Below are 22,065 nucleotides of genomic sequence, written 5' to 3' on the forward strand. Positions count from 1 at the left end.
CGAAGAGGACGATACGCTCGGCGGCCAGATCGGCGTGCTCAATTACACCGACGTGCCGATCGGCGTTGTGTACGTCGATGGCCAATGGGCTGGGGGGATGGTCGCGAATGCTGGGGGCACCAGTTGGACCGGCGGAATTTCTGTACCCAAACACTGGGATCCGAACTTCAAGGTCACGATCAAGTGGAGTGACGATGAGTTATATGCAAGGGACAAGAAGGCGCTGTACACCAAGGAGGTGCCAATTGAAAAGTACTCGACGGAGGATGCGGCCTACTTATATGTGGCCGTCTTTCCGAACCAAGAGGTCAAACTGTATTTGACCAAATGGTTGCCGGGTGCCAAGGACGACCCCGCGAAACTGGAGGACCCCAAGGAAGCTTGCCTGAAGCGCCGCGCCCCGCAAGACCGGCGTCTGTGCTATAGCCCAGAAAAGCGAGATCCCCCTGAACCCCCTGAGACAAGCCGATAGGTGGCCACTTGGCTGCTTTGATTCTCGTACCGACAATTCCGCTAGACCGCAGAATCCATGACTGTCGTTCAATTCGCGCCGCCATGCTCCGCCAAGCCGTTTGAACTCTCGCCGCAAGAAAGGTATCGCCAATACACCGGCCTCAATATCTGTCTCAATAGACCGCCTCCATGCGAAGGGGAACTTCACTTCGGCTTCTTCTTCGACGGCACCCGTAACAACGCTGACAACGACCGGCCGCGCAGCGCTCAGAGCAACGTCGCGAGACTCTTTGACTTGTTCGACATTGAACCAAAGCAATCTGAGTTGAAGCGATACAGGTTTCGTAGCTACGCGGCGGGCGTCGGTACGCCCTTTTACAGGGAAGTGGGAGATGTAGGCATTGGCATTCAGGCAGTCGCCGGCGCCGCAGCGGGCTGGGGCGGCGAGGCGCGCATTAACTGGGCATTGCTGCAAATCCACAACCATCTGCATTTTCACTACCACCAAAGCAACTTGACGGAACGGAACGCAGATCGCCTCCTCGTCAAGCAGATGAGCGCGGACCTGAACGCTCCGGAGATCCAGATCCCGTCCCTTGGCAGCAGCAGCGATATCGAGCGCGAACTGAAGCGCAAGTACCGCGCCAAGGGGGAATTTGATCGCAAGCTGCGCTCAGGCGTCGGCCCACTCGCCTCCCTGACCGCCGTCGCGCGCACCAACTGGCGGGAGGTCAATACCAAGGGCCGCCGGCGCGTGCTCAACGAACGCAAGGCAGAACTGGCCAGGGTGCTGGGCAACCTGCCCCGGGACCGCAAGCCGATCATCAAGCGCATTCGCCTGCATGTCTTCGGCTTCTCGCGGGGCGCGGCGCAAGCGCGTGTGTTCTGCAACTGGCTGCGCGATGCGTGCGACGCCAATGGGGACAAGCTCAGCCTGTGCGGCATTCCAGTCCAAGTCGATTTCTTGGGGCTGTTCGATACCGTGGCCTCCGCTGGTATCGCACAGAGCATGATGGAGACCATGGTTTCCGGGCATGGCGCATGGGCGCAGAAGCGCTGGCTGCGCATCCCCGGTCCAGACCTGGTCAAGCGCTGTGTGCATCTGGTATCGAGCCATGAGGTGCGCGGCTCCTTTCCCCTGGACAGTGCGCAAGGCGGAAACGTGGAGGAATTTGTCTACCCAGGCGTCCACTCTGACCTCGGGGGTGGCTATGAACCCGGCGAACAAGGCCGCGGCTGCCGCGCCGACGGGACACCTGACGACAGCGCGAAGCTGTCTCAGATTCCGCTGGCGCACATGTACCGGGAGGCTGTCATTGCCGGTGTGCCGCTAATGAGCCCGTCGAGCGCGCCAGGCGAGCTGCAAGGCCAGTTCAAGGTCGACCCCGACCTCATCGCGGCTTTCAACGCCTATCGCAGCGCGACCGCTACTTCAGGCTCACAGCCCGACACCACGGCGGACCTGATGCGGCACCATTACGGCTACTTCCTGCGCTGGCGCCATCGGTGGCTGGGCAAGGTGGCAACCATGCCCAGCGTCCAGCGCGCGCCCCGGAACGACCGTACGGACCTCATCAACGCCGATGCCGAACTGGCCGAGGAATTGAAGTGGGTCCGGCACCACGACAGCTACGAGAACCTGGTGCCAAGCTGGGCCCGGGGCCACTACACCGGCTGGCTGATGGAAGGCGCGAAATGGGTTGCCGAAACGCATGCCTCGAATCTCGGCGCAGCGACGGCGGCAATGGCCGGCTCGGCCGTGCGCCCTGCCGTGCAGGCCGCGGTGCCGGAAGCACCCGGCGGTTCGATTGCCTGGATGCCGGCGGCCGGGGCGGTGCAGGGAGCGGCCATGTTCTACCAGGCCAAACGGGCCATCGGTATCAAGTTCGGCATGTGGAAGGAGGTCAAGCGGGCCTGGGAGAACACCGATGTCCCACCAGCCGTTGAGGTGTTCTTCTCGCGCTATGTCCACGACTCACGCGCCTGGTTCAAGCCCATGGGCGATGACGACGATGTCTGGTACCGCAAACAGCAGGACAAGCTCGATGCGGCCGCCGCAAAAGCCGCTGCTCGCAAGGAGGCGGCGCCCGCTACGATCACGCCCATGACGGCAAAGATTGGCGCCCTACCGCCTCCGCCTTTGAGCCCAGAGGAAAAGGCGACGCTGGATACACAGGCTCGCCTCAAACGACAACGGGAAGCCAAAGGCCAGTCGGTTGACGAAGCGCTGAAGGACCCGGCCTACACGGATCAGCTGCCGCAACAGGCCACCGGAAGGGAATTTTGGCAGATGTGGGGCTATCTGCGATGGCGAACGGTCTACGACGACAAATACATGGACTATCGCGCCGGCTACCCGGAGCTGGCCAGCCTGGACGCCACCGCACTGAAAAGGCGGATGAAGGAGTTGGACCGTACGCTCAAGCAGACGCGCGTGCGTTCCGAGGTGGTCGGCAAAGCGCTGAACAGCTACGCCAGCACCGGATCGATACCGCAAGATCTCTATATCGAGAACGAGGGGTTACTGCGCGCCATGGCCGCCACGGAGGCGGAGATGGCGGCGATCACAGCGTTCATGGAAGAGCAGACCAAGTAAGCTAGCTTTGCTTGTTGGCCGCGGCAGCAGATCGCCTGAACAAAAAAAGGCCCTCGCATGGAGGGCCGGGATCATCCGAGCGGGTTTCCGTAGCGGGCGCTACGGAAACCATCATAAGGGCTATGTCGCATCGGCTGACGCCCGAAAGCTAGCCAATTCCGACGTCTTTTGACCGGGAAATAGGGCCGGAGCGAGTGGCATCCCAACCCATCTTCGGTACGGCCTGACGCGTTCGCTCACTGGCGTACATGCTGGCCTGGCCCAATGGGTCGCGCCAGCAGCGTAGTGACTGCACCGGAAACCTGCCAGCCGTCCAACTCCGATTCAAAGATGCCATGCACCAGCCGGTCCAGGCATATCACTTCGATCCCGTCTGCCTCGACTGTACCGAGGATCCTTGCCACGGTGGTACTACGGGTGCCTCGGCGCTTGATCGTCGCAAGGCCATCGCCGATCGCAAGCAGTCTTCGGTCTTGATGCCGCCTCCTTAAGCGGCTCACGTAGGCCGGTTGTCCAGACGGCATGCCGCAACGGCAGAGCCTGCCAAAGGCTGCGCCGCATACGTCGCCTGCCCCAGCTCGCGGCGACGTTGGCGCCGAAGCGGAAGCGCGGAATCATCTGCAGGTAGCGCACCTCGAGCACGTCGCCCGGCTTGGCGTCTTCGACATAGATCGGCCCGGTCATGATATGCACGCCGGGGTGGCGATCGTCGTGCGGGACCTTGCGGTAGATCTCGCGGATGGCGTCGTCCATCATCAGGTCCGGGGCGTCGCCGGCGTGGTGGGTCACCGCTTCGGCGCGGATCAGGTCGCCGCTCTTCACGGTCAGCGCGGGCGCCTGGGTGGCATCGAAGTAGCCCCAGTGAATGGTCTCGGGGCGGGCGGGCAGGTCGTGCAGCATGGTTGTCTCCTTGGTTTTTTTTCGCCGCAGCCGCGACCGCAGCCGCAGTCGTTCAGCAGATGAGCGGCTGGCTTCGACGAGGTGGTCAGGAATGCTGGCGTTGCGTGGCAGGCAGGTCTGGCCTGTTTCCGCTGGCGGGCTTGCGTCGCAGCGGTGAGTCAATACTAGGGAGGGCGCGGGCATCGGCAGTAGGGCGATTCCCCCCAAACTCTTGTGTAGCCGCGCACTAAGGTAAACCCGCTGTGCGACGCCGCTATCTGGCCGGAGGCGATGGAGTGTTAATTTTTGATTGACACCGTGTCAACGATCCATGGAATTGTCGATCACGCCTTGACAGTGCAAAATCCGGGCGAAGCCCGGGCCGATCCATCGCAGGCCCGAGAGACACACACAAGGAGATCGCCGCATGGCTGACACCACTAATTCCCCGCGCCTGCCGCTGGCCGGCGTGCGCGTGCTGGACCTGTCCCGCGTGCTGGCCGGACCGATGTGCACGCAGGCGCTGGGCGACCTGGGCGCGGAAGTGATCAAGGTCGAGCACCCGGGCCGCGGCGACGATACGCGCGACTGGGGCCTGCGCGTGGGCACGCGCAACACCGCCTACTTCAACAGCGCCAACCGCAACAAGCAATCCATCGGCATCGACCTGCAGCAGCCCGAAGGCCAGCGCATCGTGCGCGAACTGGCGGCCAGGTGCGACGTGCTGGTGCAGAACTTCAAGTTCGGTGGCATCGACAAGATGGGGCTGGGCTACGAGGCGCTGAAGGCGATCAACCCGGGGCTGGTCTATTGCTCGATCACCGGCTACCGCAGCAACGGTCCTGAAGCGACCCGCCCCGGCTACGACCTGGTGGTGCAGGGCGAGGCCGGCCTGATGGCGCTGAATGGCGAGGAAGGGCAGGGGCCGCTCAAGTTCGGCACGGCGGTGGTCGACATGTTCACCGGCATGTATTCGGCGCAGGCGGTGCTGGCCGCGCTGTACGACCGCCAGCGCACCGGCCAGGGCCGCCACGTGGAAATGGCGCTGTACGACTGCGGCCTGATGATCACGGCCTACTATGGACTGGAGGCGCTGCTGATGGGCGAGGACCCGCCCAAGTACGGCAACGCCCATCCGTCGATCGTGCCCTACGGCGTGTTCGACGCGGCCGATGGCCCGCTGGTGATCACGGTCGGCAACAACGCGCAGTTCCAGCGCTTCTGCACCGAGGTGATCGAGCGCCCGGACCTTGCCGCCGACGAGCGCTTCGCCACCAACACCGGCCGCTCGGCCAACCGCCAGGCGCTGCTGCCGGAACTGCGCGCCGAGCTGTCACGCCGACCGCGCGAGCTGCTGCTGGCGCGCCTGAGCGCCGCCGGCATTCCGTGCGGCGAGGTGCTGGGGCTGCTCGAGGCGCTGCGCTCGCGGCGCTCGGCCGAAGCCGGCCTGCTGGCCGAACTGCCCAATCCGGAAACCGGCCGCGTCGAGGTGCTGGCGCCGCCGTACCGGCTCGATGGCGAACGCGTGCCGGTGCGCGCCGCGCCGCCGCTGCTGTCGCAGGATACCGAGCGCGTGCTGGGCGAGCTGCTCGGCATGGATGCCGGGCAGGTGGCGGCGCTGAAGGCTGCGGGGGTGGTGTAAGGGCCGGCCGGGCTACGACGCGTCAGGCGGCTCCGGCCACTTGCCCTTGCGCGGAAAGCGCATGTCGAACTCGGTGAACACGTGTTCCTCGGAGCGGCAGCTGATGCCCGCGCCCCAGCTGCCGAGCACCTTCTGGCAGAACGCCAGCCCGATGCCGGTGCCGCGGTGCGCGGGGTAGGAGAAGAAGGGCTGGAACATCCGCGCCAGCACCTGCGGCGGCACGCCCGTGGCGGTGTCGCGGAACACCACGTGGACCGCATCGGGCTCGACCTCGCAGCGGATATGGATGGTGCCCTTGCCGGCGCGCCGGATCGCTTCCAGCGCGTTCTTCAGCAGGTTGGTCGTGACCAGGCCGAACAGCTGGGCGTTGCCCATCACGTAGGCGCGGCCGGGCAGGTCCACCGTGACCCGCTCCAGGTCGCCGGGCTCGAACGGAAAGCGGCCGACCGCGTCGCGGATCACCTCGCCGACTTCGAACAGTGCCTGGGTGGCGTTTTCCGGGTTCTTGGAGTTGGCCACCAGCAGCTCGATGCTGTTGCTGATATGGGCCAGGTCGGATTCCATCCGGGCCACGGCCTGCATCAGGCCGTCGCGCTGCGGCGTGTCCTGGTCCAGCGCCGCCGGCAGCCGGGCCTTGAGGCCGCGCGCGGTCATGGCCAGGCTGGTCAGCGGCGTGCGCAGCTCATGCGCGACGGTCGCCAGCGCCGCGGCCATGCCGCGCCGCTTCTGCTCGGCCAGCAGCTGGCGGTCCATCTTGATCACCACCAGCACCGCGATCACGAAGCCGATCACCGGCAACTGCAGCAGCACCGGCTCCCACGGGATGCCGCCCATGGAATTGCCCGCCAGCACGAACAGCGCAATCGCCGCGGCGGCGCCCGAGAACAGGGCAATGGTGGCGAAGGCGGTGTTGAAGTGATACAGGATCACCACCGCGATGATGACCGATTCGGCCCACACCATCGAGCCGCCGTTCTCCAGGTAGAAAAAGATAAAGGCGAACGGCAGGCCTACCGTGATGGCAAAGAGCGCATAGGGCGGCAGCCAGCGCCGGCCCGAGAACGCCGAGGCGAACAGCAGCGGCACGAACAGCGCGGTGCACGCCAGCCGCAGCCACAGGTTTTCATACGGCTGCGGGAACACATAGGACCAGATCACGTAGTACAGCGGGTGGCCCACCACGCCCAGCGCCCCCACCATCTGGATCCGGCGCAGGCGAATCACGCTTTCCTCGTCCAGCAGCGTGGCCCGCGCCGCGGTCTCGAACACGGCCTGCCACGCCTGGCGGGCCAGCCCGCCAAGGGTGGTGCGGCTGTCCTCCGCTTGCGCTACCTTTGCATCCATCTCCGGGACTACTCCTCGCGGAAGCCTGCGATCGGCCCGCTGGTGGGATTTTTCAGGACTTGCGCCGGGCCCGGCGCGTCGAGGACCACTCTTCCAGCCGGACTTCATCGCGGATGCTGGCGAGCACGCCGACCAGGCGGTCGATTTCGGTGGCGCCAAGTTTCGCATGCAGCGTAAGTCGCATCAATGCCCGGTTCTTCGGCGTCGCCGGCGCACAGAATACCGCGCCGAAGATGCCGCGCCGCTGCAGCGCGTCGCGCAGCACCTTTACCTGCGGCTCGGTGCCGGCCTCCAGCCCGATGATCTGCTCCGAGCCCTCGCTGATGTTGTAGCCCAGCGCGGCGATCGCGGCCCGGGTCTCGCGGGTGATGGCGTGCAGGCGCGCGCGGCGCTCGTCGGCGGCGGCGATGAAGTCCGTCACCGCGTCGAACCAGGCGATCTCGTGGCGCAGCAGCCCCGAGCTGAAGATCGCCGGCCGCGATTCCACCGCGTAGAAATCCTTGAAGGCCGTGGAGCAGGCCACATAGCCGGCGCGCCCGGCAAAGGCCTTGGCCAGCGACGCGGTGCGGAAATGCACGCGCTCCGACAGCCCCAGCGCCGGCACCAGGCCGCCGCCGCGCGGACCATGCGTGCCGAGCGAGTGCGATTCGTCCACCACCAGCACGCAGCCGGACGCTTCGGCCAGTTCGACATAGTCCAGCAGCGGCGCCACGCTGCCGGTGGTGCTGTAGACCGAATCCACCATGATCACGCCCGGGCCGAAGCGCTCCAGCTGGCGGCGCACATGATCGCAATCGTTGTGGCGCACCGGCACCGCCTGCGCGCCCGCGGCGATGATGCCTTCCCACAGCGAGGCATGGCCGTTCATGTCGATATAGACCGGAATGCCGGGGCCGGCGATGCACTGCACCAGGCCTACGTTGGCGGCCCAGCCGGACTGGGCGATGAGCCCGTCCTCGGCCTGCATCAGGTCGGCGATCTTGCGCTCGACGCGTCGCTGCGGCGTATCGCCGTGCATGAACACGGACGACATCAGCAACTCCGGCGCGTCATCGACAAAGGCCCGCATCTGCGCCTGCACCAGCGAGGCTTCGCCCAGCAGGCACAGGTAGTCGTTGCTGCTCAGGTGCAGCGCGTCGGGTCCGGGCGTAAGCCCGTGCAGCAGGTGGTCCCCGCCCCAGAGCTTGCCCATGCGTTCCTCGAAATGTTGTGCCATGCGCGTGGTGATCCAGGACGGCAGCGTGGGGGCCTTGGGGCGGGCGGCATGGTGTCGGGAATGCGCAGGCTGGGCTTCGGAGAACATCGGTAGTCCTTCAACAGGTCGGATGAGAATCGGAGGGAATCGGCAAGGCTTGCATGGCGCCTGCGCCAAAGCCAGCCGCCCATGCGTGGGGGGTGCCGCGCGCAACCTTCCCCATGGCGCCGGTTGCCGGCATGCCTTGGGAACCCGGTTCAAGTAGCGACCACTGTGCCAGTCTTAGCCAACGATTGTGACGGGACTTCCACCAATGCCAACGTCTGTTTGCAGACTAGGTTGGCCAGACAGATCGGTCACGCGGCAGCGCAAGGCCGCGGGTATTCAGGGGGATTTTGTGCACAGGATATGCTCGATCGAGCACTTGTGCCGATGGGGCGCGCGAAACCGGGCGCGGGCTGGCCCGGGGCGCTGTGATGAAGGTCAGGGTTTGCCGGCGTGCGGCACTGGGGGCCGCGCATCGGCGCGGGGCAGCCGCGCGCACGCGCCGGCCGCCCCGCCGTAGTGCATGGCGCCGGTCATCAGCCTGCGCCGGCGCACGCCAACGCGCCGCCGCGCGCTTCCAGGGTGCGGCGCGCAATATTGAGCTGGTGGATCTGCGTGGTGCCTTCATACAGCCGGAACAGCCGCACGTCGCGATAGAAGCGCTCGGCCACGGTGCGCGCCATATACCCGCTGCCGCCGAACACCTGCACCGCGCGGTCCGCCACGCGGCCTGCCATTTCCGAGGCGAAGAGCTTGCACATCGACGCTTCCATGGTCACGTCCTCGCCGGCATCGCGCTTGCGCGCGGTCTCCAGCACCAACGCGCGGGCCGCGTGCAGCTCGGTGTTGCTGTCGGCGATCATCTGCTGCACCAGCTGGTAGTCGGCAATCGGCTTGCCGAACTGGCGGCGCTGCGCCGCGTAGCGGACCATCTCGTCGACCAGCCGGATCGCCGGCCCCACGCACAGGCCGGCCAGGTTGATGCGCTGCTTGTTCAGCGCCTTCATCGCGGTCTTGAAGCCCACATTGGGCTTGCCGCCGACGATGGCGCTGGCCGGCACGCGGCAGTCCTTCAGGTAGACGTCGCCCACGGGCGAGCCGTGCTGGCCCATCTTGCGTTCCGGCTCGCTGGTGCTCAGGCCCGGCGTGCCACGCTCGACCAGGAAGGCACTGATGCCGTGCGCGCCTGGCGTGGCGGAGTCGGTGCGGGCGAACACGGTGAACAGGTCGGCGATCGGGGCATTGGTGATAAAGCACTTGCTGCCGTTCAGCACGTAGTGGTCGCCGTCCGGCCTGGCCGTGGTCTGCAGCGCGGTGGCATCCGAGCCGGCCGCCGGTTCGGTCAGCGCGAAGCAGCCGGTGACCTGGCCGGAGGCCAGGCGTGGCAGGTAGCGCTGGCGCTGCGCCTCGGTGCCGTCGGCCACCAGCGACTCCGAGGCAATGCCGGTATTGCCGCCAAAGCGGGCGCGAAACACCGTGGCCGCCTGCGACACTTCGATATTCACCTGCGCCAGTTCTTCGGTAGTCAGCCCGGCGCCGCCGTAGGCCTCCGGAATGCTGTGCCCGAACAGGCCGAGGCGGCGCATCTGCTCGACCACGGGCTCGGGGATGACATCGGTCTGGTCGATCTGCGCCTCGAGCGGGATGCAGGTTTCCAGCACGAAGCGGCGGAGTTCGGCAAGCAGTGCTTGCTGACGGGCGGAGTCGCGGATCATGGAGGGTTTCCGGTGTTGGGTTGAGAAGTGAGGGGGCCGGCTACTGTGCCGTGATGCCGGCGGTCTTCAGCACGCCGGTCCATTTCCTGCTCTCGGCATCGAGGAAGCGGTCGAACGCGGCGGCGGGTTGCGGGGCCAGCTCCATGCCGAGCTCGGCCAGGCGGCGCGCGGTCGCCGGGTCGGCGGTGGCGCGCGCGGCGGCGTCGGCCAGCCTGCGTACCACCGCGTCCGGCGTGCCCAGCGGCGCCACCAGCCCGAACCACGCCCCCACTTCATAGCCCGGCAGCTGCGCCGCCTCGGCCACGGTAGGCACGTCCGGCAGCACCGCCGTGCGTTTGGCCGAAGTCACGGCCAGCGCGCGCAGCTTGCCGCTCTGCACCTGCTGGCGCGCAATGGCCGAGGTCAGCGCCATCATCGAGACGCGCGCGCCCAGCAGGTCGCTCAGCGCCTCGGGCTGGCCCTTGTAGGGCACGTGGGTCAGCTTGACGTGCGTCATCTGCGCCAGCAATTCCGCCGACAGGTGGTTCGAGGTGCCGATGCCCGCGCTGGCATAGGTCAGCGTGCCCGGCTGCTTGCGTGCGGCGTCGAGCAGTTGCGGCAGCGTACGCAGCGGCGACGAGGCCGGCACCACGATCACGTTGGGCACCGCGCCGATGCCGGCCACGGCGCGGAAGTCCTGGCCGCCCTTGCCCTTGCCCTGGCCCTGGAGCGACGGGTTGAGCAGCGGCCCGACCACGAAGCTGGGGCTGACCGCCAGCAGCGTATAGCCGTCGGCAGGCGACCTGGCGACAAGGTCGGCGCCGATGGCGCCGCCGGCGCCGGTCTTGTTTTCGACGATCACCGCTTGGTGCAGCACCTTGGCCATGTTCTCGGCCGTGACGCGGGTGACCGAGTCGACCACGCCGCCCGCCGAGAACGGCACGATGATCCGCACCGGGCGGTCCGGGAAGCGCGCCGCGTCGTCGGCGGCGGCCAGCGTCGCCGCGGGCGTCAGCGCGGCGCAGGCCAGCATGCCGGCAGCGAGCCGGCGCAACGGGTAAAGGGCATCCATCTTGTCTCCTTGGTTGCCTGCGACCGGGACGTTGCCGGGCGCGAGGGCGGTCTCATGCAGGCCTCTGGCGGGCCGCTGGTCCTGGTCCTGCCGGCGACATTGCCGGCAGGCTGTGCTGCCGCGCCGCCGTCCCGCACAGGGGTCAGCGCGCGCAGCTCAGTTCGATCTGCCGCACCGCTTCGCGCAACCGGGGTGCCACCTCGCGCTCCAGCAGGTTGTCGCGATTGCGCGAGGCCGCGATGGTGCAGTTCAGCGCGAACGGGTCCTGGTGCAGCGACTGGCGCAACGGCGCCGCGATCGCATGGATCTCCGGCCGCCACTCGCCGCGGCTGAGGCAATAGCCGTGCGCGCGGAAGTGCTTCTGGTCCTCCGTCCACATCTGGCGCTCCTGGCCGAAGCGCTGCGGGTCTTCGACCCGCAGCCGGTTCAGCAGCGCGGTGCGCTCGTCGGCGCTGCACGCCAGCAGCACCGCGCGGCCGATCGCGCTGGCCAGCAGCGGGCGCGTGCTGCCGATGTCCGGCTGGTAGAAGTTGCCGGGATCCAGCCGGCAACTGTCCACGTAGACCACCGACAGGCGCTCGCGCATGCCCAGGTTCACGGTGCAGCCGGTTTCACGCGCGATGGCCTCCATATAGGGCCGGGCCACCTGGCGGATCGCCAGCCCCGCCAGCATCGGGTAAGCCAGCGCCAGCACCCCGGCGCCGAGCCGGTACTTCTGGTTGCCGGGCACGCGGCTGAGAAACCCCAGCAGCCCCAGCGTGTACGTCAGCCGCGACACGGTCGCCTTGGGCAGCCCGGTGCGCGCCACGATGTCCTGGTTGCCCAGCACCGGGCTGGACGGCGTGAACGCGCGCAGCACCTCGAGCCCGCGCGCCAGGTTGGTGGCGAACTGGCGGTCGGTGGCGAGGGCATCCTCGCTGGCCAGGCCTGGCAGGGGCAGGGGTTCCGGATTGCGGTCCATGCTGTGCGGTGGTTGCTTGTGTTCCATGCTGGGATCCGGGAAAGGGGGCGTCAATGTTGTAGCACGACCGTTCCGCACAGCGAAACCGTACTTGCGCCCCGGCGGACCGCCTGCCACCTTGCAGCGGACGACCCTGCCGCCGGAGACCCGCATGCCAGACCCCCACGCCCACGCTGTATCGCCCGAATCACCCGGCGCCGGCCCGCTCGCCGGCTTGCGCATCCTCGACATGGCCACCGTGGTGGCGGCACCGTTTTCCGCCACGCTGTGCGCCGACATGGGTGCCGCGGTGGTCAAGCTGGAACTGCCCGACGGCAGCGATCCGCTGCGCGGACTGGAGCCGGTCACCGATGACCATGCCCTGTACTGGAAGGTGACCAACCGCGGCAAGCGCGGCATCTCGCTGGACGTGCGCACGCCGCGCGGCCGCGAGATCTTCCTGCGCCTGCTGCCGCGCTTCGACGTGCTGGTGGAGAACTTCCGTACCGGCACGCTGGCGCGCTGGGGGCTCGATCTTGAAACGCTGCACGCGGCCAACCCCGGCCTGATCGTGCTGCGGCTGACCGGCTTCGGCCAGACCGGGCCGGATGCGACGCGACCGGGCTTTGCCCGCATCTTCGAAGCCCGCAGCGGCTTCACCAACCTGGCCGGCACGGCGCAGAGCGGGCCGATGCATATGAACTATCCGGTGGGCGACATGATCGCCGGCCTGTTCGGCGCCTTCGCCATCGCCACCGCGGTGGCGGAGCAGCGCGCCAGGCCAGGCCAGCCGGGCCGCGAGATCGACCTTGCCGCCACCGAGGCACTGTTCCGCCTGCTCGATCCGCTCGCCATCGAATACGAACAACTCGGCCATGTGCGCCAGCGCGCCGGCAACCGCACCACTTACGCCGCGCCCTCCAACATGTACCGCACCGCCGACGATACCTGGGTCACCGTGGTGGCTTCGTCCGACGCCACCTTCCGCCGGCTGGCCGAGGCCATGGACGCGCCGCAACTGGCCCAGTCCGCGGAGTACGCCACCAACGCCGGCCGCGTGCGCCATATCGAAGCCCTCGACGGCTGCATCGCCGGGTGGTTCGCCGCGCAGCCCTACGCCGCCGCCGCGGCGCGGCTGGAATACTGCCAGGTCCCGTTCAGCAAGGTGTTCAGCATTGCCGATATCGTCGTGGATCCGCAGATGGTGGCGCGCCAGGCCATCGTCCGGCTGCCCGATGCGGACCTGGGCACGGTGCCGGCGCCTTGCGTGGTGCCGCGGTTTTCGGGCTATGTGCCGCCGTTACCGCGTACCGGGCCGGATGTGGGGGAACACAATGCGGAGGTTTATGGGGAGTTGGGGATTGGGGAGGAGGAGTTGGCGCGGTTGCGGGGGGAGGGGGTGGTTTGAGGGGAGGCGAGTCGCTAACGCTCATGCCACGGCGCGTTGAATGATGAGGTGGCCGGCAGCGACTGCAGGCGTACACGCTCGCAGAGGGATCAACGCCGGAGGTCATGCCTAGGCCGTCAGCCCGGTCGAATGGCGGAGCAAGCGGCTCCTCTCGCGCTTCGATGGAGTTTGTGGTACTGTATATACATACAGTACTCGTTTTTCAACATCCACTTGTCATCCGCGCGAGGTTGACATCCGACACACCATTCGCAGGGCGGCCGGGAATCGCTACGATGTCGGACGATACGATTCCCCGTGGCGTACCCAACTTGTCGCTTTGTATAGTGCCGGTAGAATGTCGCGCTAACTTGAGCATGTCATCAGCCATGGGCAAAGATTCGCGCATCGAATGGACACATCACACGTTCAACCCTTGGTGGGGTTGCGTCAAGGTGTCGCCGGCCTGCGATAACTGCTATGCGGAGACTTGGGCAAAGCGATTGGGAGAAGGACTGTGGGGTCCGGAGACTCCCAGGCGGTTTTTCAGTGAGTCTCACTGGAAGGATCCGTTGCGTTGGAATCGCGACGCTGCCAAAGATGGGGTACGCCGGCGAGTGTTTTGCGCTTCCATGGCAGACGTTTTTGAGAACAGGGACGATCTCAAGGAGCCACGCCTTCGACTGCTAAAATTGATTGCAGAAACCCCGAATCTGGACTGGCTGCTACTGACCAAGCGTATCCATCTGGTACGCAAGCAGCTTCCCAAAGGCTATGAGTTTCCTCGGAATGTCTGGCTTGGGGCGACCGTAGAGAACCAGGCTTCTGCGAACAAAAGGATCAAGTACCTGCTCCAGTTCTCATCGCCGTCGGTGCGCTTCCTCTCCTGCGAGCCATTGCTTTCTGCGATCGACCTGTCAGAGTTTCTGCGTCCAAACCAACTCGGCAACCGCGTCGACTGGGTCATCGCTGGAGGGGAATCCGGCGCTCATTCAAGACCGATGGACCCTCAGTGGCCTGCAGATATTCAGCGGCAGTGTTTCGCAGCAAAAGTACCTTTTCACTTTAAACAGTGGGGTCACTGGGCACCGTTGGAATACGTCTCTGAGGTATTGCGAAAGAGTACGCCAATAAGAGTCTTCCGACAGGATCACTCTGAAGTGCCTGTGGCTGCGGTGGGCAAGGGGAAAACGGGGCGGGTGCTTCTCGGACGGCACTGGGATCAGTTTCCCAAGACATCATTCAAGTAAGCCAACATGCTGTGCGCCGGCGGCGAGCCGGGCATCGTTGGCTCGCCGCGTGACATTCAATCCGGTCCGATCCACTTCAGTGTCTCTCCTTGTCCGGTGTAGTGAAGTGGATGCCTCGTGCGCCGCTTCGCGTCTGCGGAGAGGTTCGTGACTTTTCCTGCTTTGATCAGACGAACCAGCGATTCGTCCAAGTCACTTTCGAACCAGTCCGTATTTTCAAGAATTGTCGCAAATGCATGAGTGTCGATCGTCTGGGGACCCTTCTTAAGATATGTGTGCCAAAAGCGGTCAACCTCGGCTGCACCGGCATGCCCCGCATCAGAACTAAAAAAGCTTTCCACCCCAAACAGATCGCCCGTTCCCGTGATTTGCTGCTTCCTTGAAGCCTTATTCTTGGCGCGCACCATCTGCTGCAGCTTTTCAACTGGCTCCGACATCGACTTGAATTCAATCACACCTCTAGGGTGCGAAGTGAGGTAGACCAAGTGATATTTGGTCCTGTTTTTCTGCGGGTCCAGCACCTGTACATGAGCGGCACGCGGCGGAAACCGGGGATTCGAAGTCGGAAGACGCACCTTGAGGTTGCGACGGTAAGTTTGAATGATTTGGCTCTCCCGCTCCTGCGGACTCAGCCCTTCCAGGTCAAGTGGCTCACCTAGCAGATCCGTCATGTCGGCCTTCCGATCACCGATTGACATCGTCCGGTTCACGAAGTCGTACATGAGGTTGATCAGGAACTCTGACTTGGGACGGCGCAGAAGGGGTTCCAACGTGGAAACCCCAACCTCCGTCCAGCCCTTTGGGTCGACGAAGAAAAAACAGAACGGGCCATTACCGACCCATCGAAGGATATCGTCTCTCAACTGTACAAAGTCTCCCTTTAAGCAGGAAGACGTGATGGTGCGTGGAGCATTTTCGTTCAGATATCGTTCGAGCCTTGCGTAAGCACTTGCATCTTGTTCGATATACAAGGCCCGCATTTTTACACGATGCCCGTTCTTCTCAAGTTTCTGCCGGCAGGCTTCCAGTGTACGCAGCGAGATCGCAATCGAGGTGGACTCCATTGCTTCAGAGTCGTCTTGCCAGGGCCCCGCGAAGCAGTCCACATAACACAGTTCCACGCCCGAACGGCTCTGTGATGCAGCTCCCATGATCAACAGCAACTTCTCGAGATAGGATTGGAGCAGCGAATGCTTGACCAAGGCCTGTTCTCGAGTATGGTACGCCTGCGGGACGTTAAAGTTTTCCATCGTTCTCAGAAAGCAGATGTTTGTGGCCCGATTACACTCTTACGGATTCGCTAACACCGCGTATCGTTGGCACACGACGCGGGGCTGATGCCGACCTCAGATAAACTGGAAAGACTTTTGCGAAGGAAGACGCAAAATGTGCGCATCGCGTAGATCGGTGCGGACGTTGAGCTTCTGTCCGGTTTCCCCGAATACATGAACCTCCTTTCCCCTTACCAATTCAAGTATCGAGTCCTGAACCATTTTTCGGGTGGCCGGCGTCGTATTGATGTTTTCAAGGAAAAAAGCGCCGAACGGAATCCCATCGGGGTACTTCGCAAGCATTGAGGGAATTTGTGACAGCATCGCATTGTTGCTCGCCAACTTGGCGAGATCATCGAACTCGAATGCCGCCTGGAGGCTGTTCTCGGGATTGAGCTTCGCAGCGTAACCAGTGTGTAGCATGCCGAATCCAGGCAAGCCATAGTGCCCAAAATGATTGTGATGGCGCCAGTGCGCAGTCGCCATGACGTCACGAGCCTTCCAGTGTCGCGACAAGTGCAGAAGCCAAAAATCCCCATGACCGCGTTCGGGGCGGATGAAAAAGGGCGTGAAAAAACTTGCCCCTGAAGTACTAGTGATATTCGCGTACAGGCTGGATTGGATATGAACGCGCCATCCTGGACTCCGGATGCTACGATCAAGGTCCGCCGCCGACACAGCGCCCGTAAACCCCGTAGTCCGTTCAAACGCCGCGAGCGTGCCTGGTGAAAGATAGTTGATCAGCGAATCGACGTTAAAAGTCAGGATAACTTCGGCATGGTGAAGGGTGTCGAATATCGACGCCAGCACGCTGCGCGGAACGGCCTTGTAGCCGTACTGGTCGAGCACGAAAATTGCCCGGCCGCTTCTGCACGATCTGTCTTTCGCTCGCGCGATGACCGTTGGTGCGAGATCCTTAAATGTGCCGGTAATCGTCCGAATCCTACCTGCTTTGAGTTCGTTGCCGTAACCCATTGCCTCCAACTCGTACCGTAGATACTCAATAGCTGCCGCCGACTCATCGATGCAGATCAATTCCACATCAATATCGATGTTCTTGCGGCGCTGTTGCAGCTCCATAATCCTTACCTGCGCCTCACGCATCGCCTCCAGAATGACGATGGGTGACCCCGGCACCTTCTTTCCACTGCTATTTTGATAGCAACCGCCTCCGCAAAATCCGTCGACGATCGTCAGCCTGATTCGGTCTTGCGCCGGTGATGCGACGAGAGTGAGAAAATAGTCGACGAGATAGGAGCGTAGGATCGCGTGCTTGACCTCGCTGTGCCGTCGGATTACGGGAGCTGGGCTTCCGGGTTCCCAATCGTAGTGATTCGAAATCATGCTCAGTTAGTGGATGGCTTCCCGAACGCATATTCTTATCTCGTGGCGATTAATGTGCCGCAGTTTTGCGTGTATATCAAGGGCTGCGTCGAGAGGCAGCGAGGGTGCAACGCAAAAACTGGGTCCATGCAAGATGACAGTTCTAAGGAACCCGACCATTTCTTCAGCATCCTCCGGCAACGCCCGTCCGTCAGATTTTCCAGGCAGGCCAGCTGAGGATTGAGTTGCAGTTGGTGTATCGGTACTGATTCCCGCAATACAAGGTGTGACAGCACAGGCCATCACACCCCCCAACCACTATTGCAACCGCTCTCGCTCAACCATCAGCCCATCCAGCTGCATCTTCACCATGCCAAGCAGGCACAGCGCACTGAAGCAGCCTTCAGAGCTTTCGCTTTCGTGATCCAGCAGTACGAGAACTCCTTCAATTCCCGCGCGAACCTGCTGAAGACAGTCGTTTGTGATTTCATCGATCATTGCCATGGATTCCCCACTAGAAAAAGCGCGCCACTCATTTCCACATGAGGGCGGCGGGCCAGACGGCGAGGGTGGAAAGACCGGTCTACGGTGGGGAACCGGTCAGCCTTGCGGCTGCCTCGCCCGGCCCGCCAGGGAGCCAGCTTGGTTCGTGCGAGCACACAGGCGTTGCCTGCTACAAGGCAACGCCTGTCCACCATAAACATCCGGGCTTTCCACACCCGATCATCGGTGATTCCGATGACGCCACCAGTATTTCGCGTAGCTACCGGGGAATCGATGAGAGATGTCGCATTTCCAGGGGCGCGCGAAGTTTGGATCCGGGCAACGGATTCAGAAATCGCAGACTCTTGAAAATGCGCGTGCGGGGATCAGGCTTGGGCAGGCGTGAGGGCCGCGCCAGGCACCATTGCCGGGGCGCTTCCCAGTGCCTGGTCCACAACTCCCGCCACCATCTCCGCCGTCACCGCCGACAAGGTCCACCCCAAATGCCCGTGGCCGGTGTTGTAGAAGATGCAGGCGGCGCGTCCGCGTCCCACTCGCGGCAGCATGTCGGGCATCATCGGACGCAGCCCGGCCCATGGCACCACGCTGCGCGTGCTGACGCCGGGGAAGCACTGCTGCACCCAGTCCACCAGCGGGCGGATGCGGTCGGCGCGGATATCGCGGTTGGTGCCGTTGAACTCGGCGGTGCCGGCAACGCGGAAGCGGTCGTCGCCGAGGCGGCTGGTGACCAGCTTGGTTTCGTCGTCGAGCAGGCTGACCACCGGCGCCGCGGCGCGGCTGGCGTCGTCGGTCAGGTTGACCGTGATCGAATAGCCCTTGACCGGATAGATGTTGACGCGGTCGCCCAGCCCGGCCGCCAGTGCGCGGCTTGCGGTGCCTGCGCAGATCACGGCGCCGTCGAAGGTCGCGCTGGCGGTGTCCGCGCCGTCCTGCACGGTGACGGTGGCATGCCGTCCGTCCGTCTGCACCGCGCGCACGTCCTGGCCGTACAGGCAGCGCACGCCCAGGCGGGCGGTGGCGGCGGCCAGGCCGCTGGTGAACTTGTGGATGTCGCCGGTCGAATCGCTTTCGGTGAAATAGCCGCCGTAGTAGGAGCCCGCCAGCGTCGGCTCGATCGCGCGCATTTCCTGCGGGGTCACGGCGCGCCGCTCGAGCCCGCCTTGCGCCAGCAGCGCGGAGACCCGGCCGGCATGCTCGAAACCGGCGCGGTCGCGGTAGATGTGGAGGATGCCGGCCCGCTTCAGGTCGAAGTCGATGCCTTCCTGCGCCGCCCACGCAAACAGGTGCTCGCGCGCGGCGATGGCCAGGCGCGCGGTCTCGATGGTGTTGCGCCGGTAGTGGGGGATCGACGCGATGAACTCGGCGAACCACGACAGCTTGTGCCAGCTGGGCCGGGGATTGACCAGCAGCGGCGCATCGTTGCGCAGCATCCACTTCATCCCCTTGACGATGGTGGACCAGTGGGTCCAGACCTCGGCGTTGGAAGCGGAGAGCTGTCCGCCGTTGGCGAACGAGGTCTCCATGGCGGCATAGCGGTGCCGTTCGAACAGCGTGACGGAGAATCCGCGCCGGGCCAGCGCGTAGGCCGTGGTGACACCGGTGATGCCACCGCCGATGACAGCGATTGTCTTCATGATCTGCAGGTTCCGGGAACGTCTGGGGGTGGGGTCCGCACGCGACATGCGTGGAGGACGCCCCCTCTGTTCTGGACCTGAGAGATTCACGACGCCTTGCCGCGGGGGCGGGCGCGCTTGCTCCTTCGGTATGCCGGGCGGACGATGGCGCCCGGCATTCTTCAGAGTGCACTGACGGGTGATGCCGGTCCTTTTGCCTGAGAGTTTCCGGGGCGGTTGCTCCTTCGGCGCCGTGCGCGGCGGGCGCCGCGACAGTCTCTCCCTGCATCACGCTGGCTTGACGCCAGTCGGGGCAATGTAGTGACAAGGCCCGGTCTTGGATATGCGGGTTAACACGGATGCGTGCGGAGATGGCCGCGCCGGCCGCGTCGCTATGTCGCATCGGCCAGCGGCTTCCGGACCCATAAAATGTCAGCGCTCGCTATCGGGGAAGCTCGGGGACGCTCGCGGACGCTATCGGGGACGTCCGGGAGGAGCGCCTGCTGCTGCGCAGGCGCGGCGAGCCCACAACGACGAAAACAGGGTATTCAGTGAAGAAACATCGCATTGCACTGGCCTTTTCGGCAGTGCTGATGGGCCCCGCCGCGGCCGCCGCCCAAGGGGCGGAGGCAGCCGTGGAGGCGCCCGCGCCGCTGCAGGAGGTGGTGGTGTCGGCCCGCCCCGAGCGCGGCGAGACACCGGCGATCCCGCCCAACACGCCGGCGCCCGCGTATGGCATCAGCAGTACGCGCATGGCCGACTTCAACGTGGTCAATACCGAGGACGCGCTCAAGTACGCGCCCAACCTCGCCGTGCGCAAGCGCTTTATCGGCGATATGAATTCGATCATCTCGGTGCGCAGCACCAGTTCGCGCCAGTCGGCACGCGGGCTGGTCTATGCGGACGGGCTGCTGCTGTCCAACCTGCTGGGCTCGGACTTCAGCTTCCCGCCCCGCTGGTCGCTGGTCAATGCCGCCGAGATCGAGCGCATGGACGTGCTGTACGGCCCGTATTCGGCGCTGTATCCCGGCAATTCGCTGGGCGCGACGGTGCTGATCACCACGCGCACGCCGGACAAGTTCGAGGGCGATGCCAGCGTGCAGCTGTTCACGCAGCGCTTCGGCCTGTACGGCACCCACGATAACTTCAACGGGGTGCATACCAACGCCTACGTGGGCGACCGCGTCGGCGCGTTCTCGTGGCTGGTCAGCGTGGACCGGCAGGACAGCAAGAGCCAGCCGCTCAGCTTCTATACCGCGTCGCGCTCGACGCGGCCCGCGGGCGCGGGGGACACGCCGGTCGCGGGCGCCTATTTCGACCGGGACCAGAGCGGTCGCGACCGCGTGGTGATGGGCGTGAACAGCGAGGGCGTTACGCACACGGTGCAGGACCAGCTCAAGCTCAAGCTCGGCTACGACATCACCAGCACGCTGCAGGCGCAGTTCACCGCCGCCTACTGGCAGCAGGACCGCTCCAATGCCACCGGCAGCTACCTGCGCGATGCCAATGGCAACGTGGTGTCCGGCGGCCCGGTGAACATCGGCGGCTACCAGTACGTGATTCCGGCCAACGCCTTTGCACCCGGCAATGGCGAGGACGCACGCTGGCTCTACGGCCTGTCGCTGCGCACGCGCAACCAGACGGGGTGGAATTTTTCTGGCGTGGCGTCGCTGTTCGATGTCAGCAAGGACGTAAGCCGCAGCGCCAGCACCGTCGGCAACGGACCGGGCACGGTCACCTATGGCGACGGCACCGGCTGGCGCACGCTCGACCTGAAGGCCGACTACCGCCCCGAGCGGCTGCAGGGCGGGCACTGGGTCACGTTCGGCTACCACTACGACAACTACCGGCTGAGCAACACCACCTACAACACCTCGGACTGGCGCGCGGCGACCATCACCGCGTTCAACAATGCCTTCAGCGGCAAGACCGAGACCCAGGCGCTCTATGCGCAGGACGCCTGGTACTTCGCCGAGGACTGGAAGCTGATCCCGGGCGTGCGCTACGAACACTGGCGCGCCTATGACGGCAGCCGCGGCCAGCCTGGCGTGGACATCGGCTATCCGGTGCGCAGCGAATCCAACTGGTCGCCCAAGCTGGCGCTGGAGAAGGCGTTCGGGCAGGACTGGCTGGGCCGGCTGTCGCTGGGGCAGGCCTATCGCTACCCGACGGTGAGCGAGCTGTTCCAGGGCCGCATCACCGGCACCGCGCTGATCAACAACGATCCCAACCTGCGGCCCGAGCGTTCGTTCTCGAAAGACCTGACCTTCGAGCGCACGGTGGCGGCGTCGAATTTCCGGGTCTCGCTGTACGAGGACGATATCCGCGACGCGCTGGTGAGCCAGACCAACACCACGGTGTTCCCCACTGTCACCAGCTTCCAGAACGTCGACCGGGTGCGCACGCGCGGCATCGAGCTGGCCTACGACGGGCGCGACGTGCTGGTGCGCGGCTTCGACGTCTCGGCCAGCGGCGCCTACAACCATTCGAAGACGCTGGAGAACGCCAACAACCCGGCCTCGGTGGGCAAGTATTTCTATCGCATCCCGAAGTGGCGCGCCAACCTGGTAGGCACCTATCGCTTCACGCCGGCGTGGGCCGGCACGCTGGCGATGACCTATTCGGGCCGGCAGTACAATACGCTCGACAATGCGGACACCAACCCCGACACCTTCGGCGGCACCAGCAGCTTCCTGACTTTCGACGTCAAGGTGACCTACAAGCCCGCGCGCAATGTGCGGCTCGGGCTTGGCATCGACAACCTCACCGACCAGCGCTACTACGTCTACCACCCGTACCCGGGCCGGACGTTCTACGCCGAGGCGAAACTTTCCTTCTGAGCACGTGCACACGCTGA

Annotated in this window: 15 protein-coding genes, 1 pseudogene and 2 riboswitches; of the genes and pseudogenes, 6 read left to right on the forward strand and 10 right to left on the reverse strand. The window is 64.8% G+C overall.

The window, feature by feature from the left end; genetic code table 11:
- Together A3AG_RS31525 and A3AG_RS0108770 are read left to right on the forward strand one after the other, a co-directional pair.
- The coding region (locus A3AG_RS31525) for a DUF3304 domain-containing protein (protein ID WP_018005034.1) at positions 1-472 on the forward strand (472 nt) is incomplete at its 5' end.
- 57 nt (positions 473-529) lie between these two features.
- The gene (locus A3AG_RS0108770; RefSeq protein ID WP_026164051.1) at positions 530-3,049 is read left to right on the forward strand and encodes a T6SS phospholipase effector Tle1-like catalytic domain-containing protein; all 2,520 of its coding nucleotides are present in this window, start codon (positions 530-532) and stop codon (positions 3,047-3,049) included.
- A 570-nt stretch (positions 3,050-3,619) separates the two neighbouring features.
- Here the strand turns inward: A3AG_RS0108770 and A3AG_RS0108775 are convergent.
- Positions 3,620-3,949 (reverse strand): annotated as a pseudogene (locus A3AG_RS0108775) (acetamidase/formamidase family protein); the annotation flags it as partial.
- Positions 3,950-4,355: 406 nt separating this feature from the next.
- Between A3AG_RS0108775 and A3AG_RS0108780 the strand changes: the two are divergent.
- Positions 4,356-5,570 carry a CaiB/BaiF CoA transferase family protein gene (locus A3AG_RS0108780; protein ID WP_018005036.1) on the forward strand — a complete coding sequence of 405 codons (1,215 nt, stop codon included), beginning with the start codon at positions 4,356-4,358 and terminating at the stop codon, positions 5,568-5,570.
- 12 nt (positions 5,571-5,582) lie between these two features.
- On the opposite strand, the gene A3AG_RS0108785 is transcribed toward A3AG_RS0108780, so the two are convergent.
- The 5 genes from A3AG_RS0108785 to A3AG_RS0108805 all read right to left on the reverse strand — a co-directional run bounded on the left by A3AG_RS0108785 (position 5,583) and on the right by A3AG_RS0108805 (position 11,881).
- Positions 5,583-6,914, reverse strand: coding sequence for a sensor histidine kinase (locus A3AG_RS0108785; protein WP_018005037.1), 1,332 nt, complete (start codon positions 6,912-6,914; stop codon positions 5,583-5,585).
- A 52-nt stretch (positions 6,915-6,966) separates the two neighbouring features.
- Positions 6,967-8,217: an alpha-hydroxyketone-type quorum-sensing autoinducer synthase gene (cqsA, locus tag A3AG_RS0108790; RefSeq protein ID WP_026164053.1), complete on the reverse strand. Its 1,251-nt coding sequence runs from the start codon at positions 8,215-8,217 to the stop codon at positions 6,967-6,969.
- A 473-nt stretch (positions 8,218-8,690) separates the two neighbouring features.
- On the reverse strand, positions 8,691-9,869 hold the full coding sequence (locus A3AG_RS0108795) for an acyl-CoA dehydrogenase family protein (RefSeq protein ID WP_018005038.1): 1,179 nt from the start codon (positions 9,867-9,869) through the stop codon (positions 8,691-8,693).
- Positions 9,870-9,909: 40 nt separating this feature from the next.
- Positions 9,910-10,920, reverse strand: coding sequence for a tripartite tricarboxylate transporter substrate binding protein (locus A3AG_RS0108800; RefSeq protein WP_018005039.1), 1,011 nt, complete (start codon positions 10,918-10,920; stop codon positions 9,910-9,912).
- Between the two features lie 142 nt (positions 10,921-11,062).
- Positions 11,063-11,881 (reverse strand): IclR family transcriptional regulator, encoded by an 819-nt coding sequence (locus A3AG_RS0108805; protein WP_026164054.1) that lies wholly within the window; start codon positions 11,879-11,881, stop codon positions 11,063-11,065.
- Positions 11,882-12,032: 151 nt separating this feature from the next.
- Here A3AG_RS0108805 and A3AG_RS0108810 point away from each other — a divergent pair, with 151 nt between their 5' ends.
- On the forward strand, positions 12,033-13,268 hold the full coding sequence (locus A3AG_RS0108810; protein WP_018005041.1) for a CaiB/BaiF CoA transferase family protein: 1,236 nt from the start codon (positions 12,033-12,035) through the stop codon (positions 13,266-13,268).
- Between the two features lie 368 nt (positions 13,269-13,636).
- Positions 13,637-14,497, forward strand: coding sequence for a DUF5131 family protein (locus A3AG_RS33260; RefSeq protein WP_018005042.1), 861 nt, complete (start codon positions 13,637-13,639; stop codon positions 14,495-14,497).
- Between the two features lie 56 nt (positions 14,498-14,553).
- Here A3AG_RS33260 and tcmP read toward each other — a convergent pair whose 3' ends face one another.
- The 4 genes from tcmP to A3AG_RS0108830 all read right to left on the reverse strand — a co-directional run bounded on the left by tcmP (position 14,554) and on the right by A3AG_RS0108830 (position 19,229).
- A complete protein-coding gene (gene tcmP, locus A3AG_RS0108815; protein WP_018005043.1) occupies positions 14,554-15,747 on the reverse strand; it encodes a three-Cys-motif partner protein TcmP in 1,194 nt (397 codons plus the stop codon).
- Positions 15,748-15,843: 96 nt separating this feature from the next.
- A complete protein-coding gene (locus A3AG_RS0108820) occupies positions 15,844-17,112 on the reverse strand; it encodes a three-Cys-motif partner protein TcmP (protein WP_026164055.1) in 1,269 nt (422 codons plus the stop codon).
- 297 nt (positions 17,113-17,409) lie between these two features.
- Entirely contained in the window at positions 17,410-17,595 is a 186-nt protein-coding gene (locus A3AG_RS0108825; RefSeq protein WP_018005045.1) for a DUF1484 family protein, read from the reverse strand.
- A 365-nt stretch (positions 17,596-17,960) separates the two neighbouring features.
- Positions 17,961-19,229, reverse strand: a complete 1,269-nt coding sequence (locus A3AG_RS0108830) for a D-amino acid dehydrogenase (protein WP_018005046.1) — start codon at positions 19,227-19,229, stop codon at positions 17,961-17,963.
- Positions 19,230-19,285: 56 nt separating this feature from the next.
- Positions 19,286-19,404: riboswitch (glycine riboswitch) on the reverse strand.
- Positions 19,405-19,503, reverse strand: a riboswitch (glycine riboswitch).
- Positions 19,504-19,759: 256 nt separating this feature from the next.
- Between A3AG_RS0108830 and A3AG_RS0108835 the strand changes: the two genes are divergently transcribed.
- Positions 19,760-22,048: a TonB-dependent receptor gene (locus A3AG_RS0108835; protein ID WP_018005047.1), complete on the forward strand. Its 2,289-nt coding sequence runs from the start codon at positions 19,760-19,762 to the stop codon at positions 22,046-22,048.
- Positions 22,049-22,065 lie beyond the last annotated feature (17 nt).

This window comes from Cupriavidus neocaledonicus (assembly GCF_000372525.1).
GTDB classification, from domain to species: Bacteria; Pseudomonadota; Gammaproteobacteria; order Burkholderiales; family Burkholderiaceae; genus Cupriavidus; species Cupriavidus neocaledonicus.

Excerpts from the sequence above, each read along its gene's own strand:
- tcmP (WP_018005043.1), bottom strand. The coding sequence starts at position 15,747 with ATGGAAAACTTTAACGTCCCGCAGGCGTACCATACTCGAGAACAGGCC.
- cqsA (WP_026164053.1), bottom strand. The coding sequence starts at position 8,217 with ATGTTCTCCGAAGCCCAGCCTGCGCATTCCCGACACCATGCCGCCCGC.
- A3AG_RS0108800 (WP_018005039.1), bottom strand. The coding sequence starts at position 10,920 with ATGGATGCCCTTTACCCGTTGCGCCGGCTCGCTGCCGGCATGCTGGCC.
- A3AG_RS0108820 (WP_026164055.1), bottom strand. The coding sequence starts at position 17,112 with ATGATTTCGAATCACTACGATTGGGAACCCGGAAGCCCAGCTCCCGTA.
- A3AG_RS33260 (WP_018005042.1), top strand. The coding sequence starts at position 13,637 with ATGGGCAAAGATTCGCGCATCGAATGGACACATCACACGTTCAACCCT.
- A3AG_RS0108795 (WP_018005038.1), bottom strand. The coding sequence starts at position 9,869 with ATGATCCGCGACTCCGCCCGTCAGCAAGCACTGCTTGCCGAACTCCGC.
- A3AG_RS0108805 (WP_026164054.1), bottom strand. The coding sequence starts at position 11,881 with ATGGACCGCAATCCGGAACCCCTGCCCCTGCCAGGCCTGGCCAGCGAG.
- A3AG_RS0108785 (WP_018005037.1), bottom strand. The coding sequence starts at position 6,914 with ATGGATGCAAAGGTAGCGCAAGCGGAGGACAGCCGCACCACCCTTGGC.
- A3AG_RS0108770 (WP_026164051.1), top strand. The coding sequence starts at position 530 with ATGACTGTCGTTCAATTCGCGCCGCCATGCTCCGCCAAGCCGTTTGAA.
- A3AG_RS0108810 (WP_018005041.1), top strand. The coding sequence starts at position 12,033 with ATGCCAGACCCCCACGCCCACGCTGTATCGCCCGAATCACCCGGCGCC.
- A3AG_RS0108780 (WP_018005036.1), top strand. The coding sequence starts at position 4,356 with ATGGCTGACACCACTAATTCCCCGCGCCTGCCGCTGGCCGGCGTGCGC.
- A3AG_RS0108830 (WP_018005046.1), bottom strand. The coding sequence starts at position 19,229 with ATGAAGACAATCGCTGTCATCGGCGGTGGCATCACCGGTGTCACCACG.
- A3AG_RS0108825 (WP_018005045.1), bottom strand. The coding sequence starts at position 17,595 with ATGGCAATGATCGATGAAATCACAAACGACTGTCTTCAGCAGGTTCGC.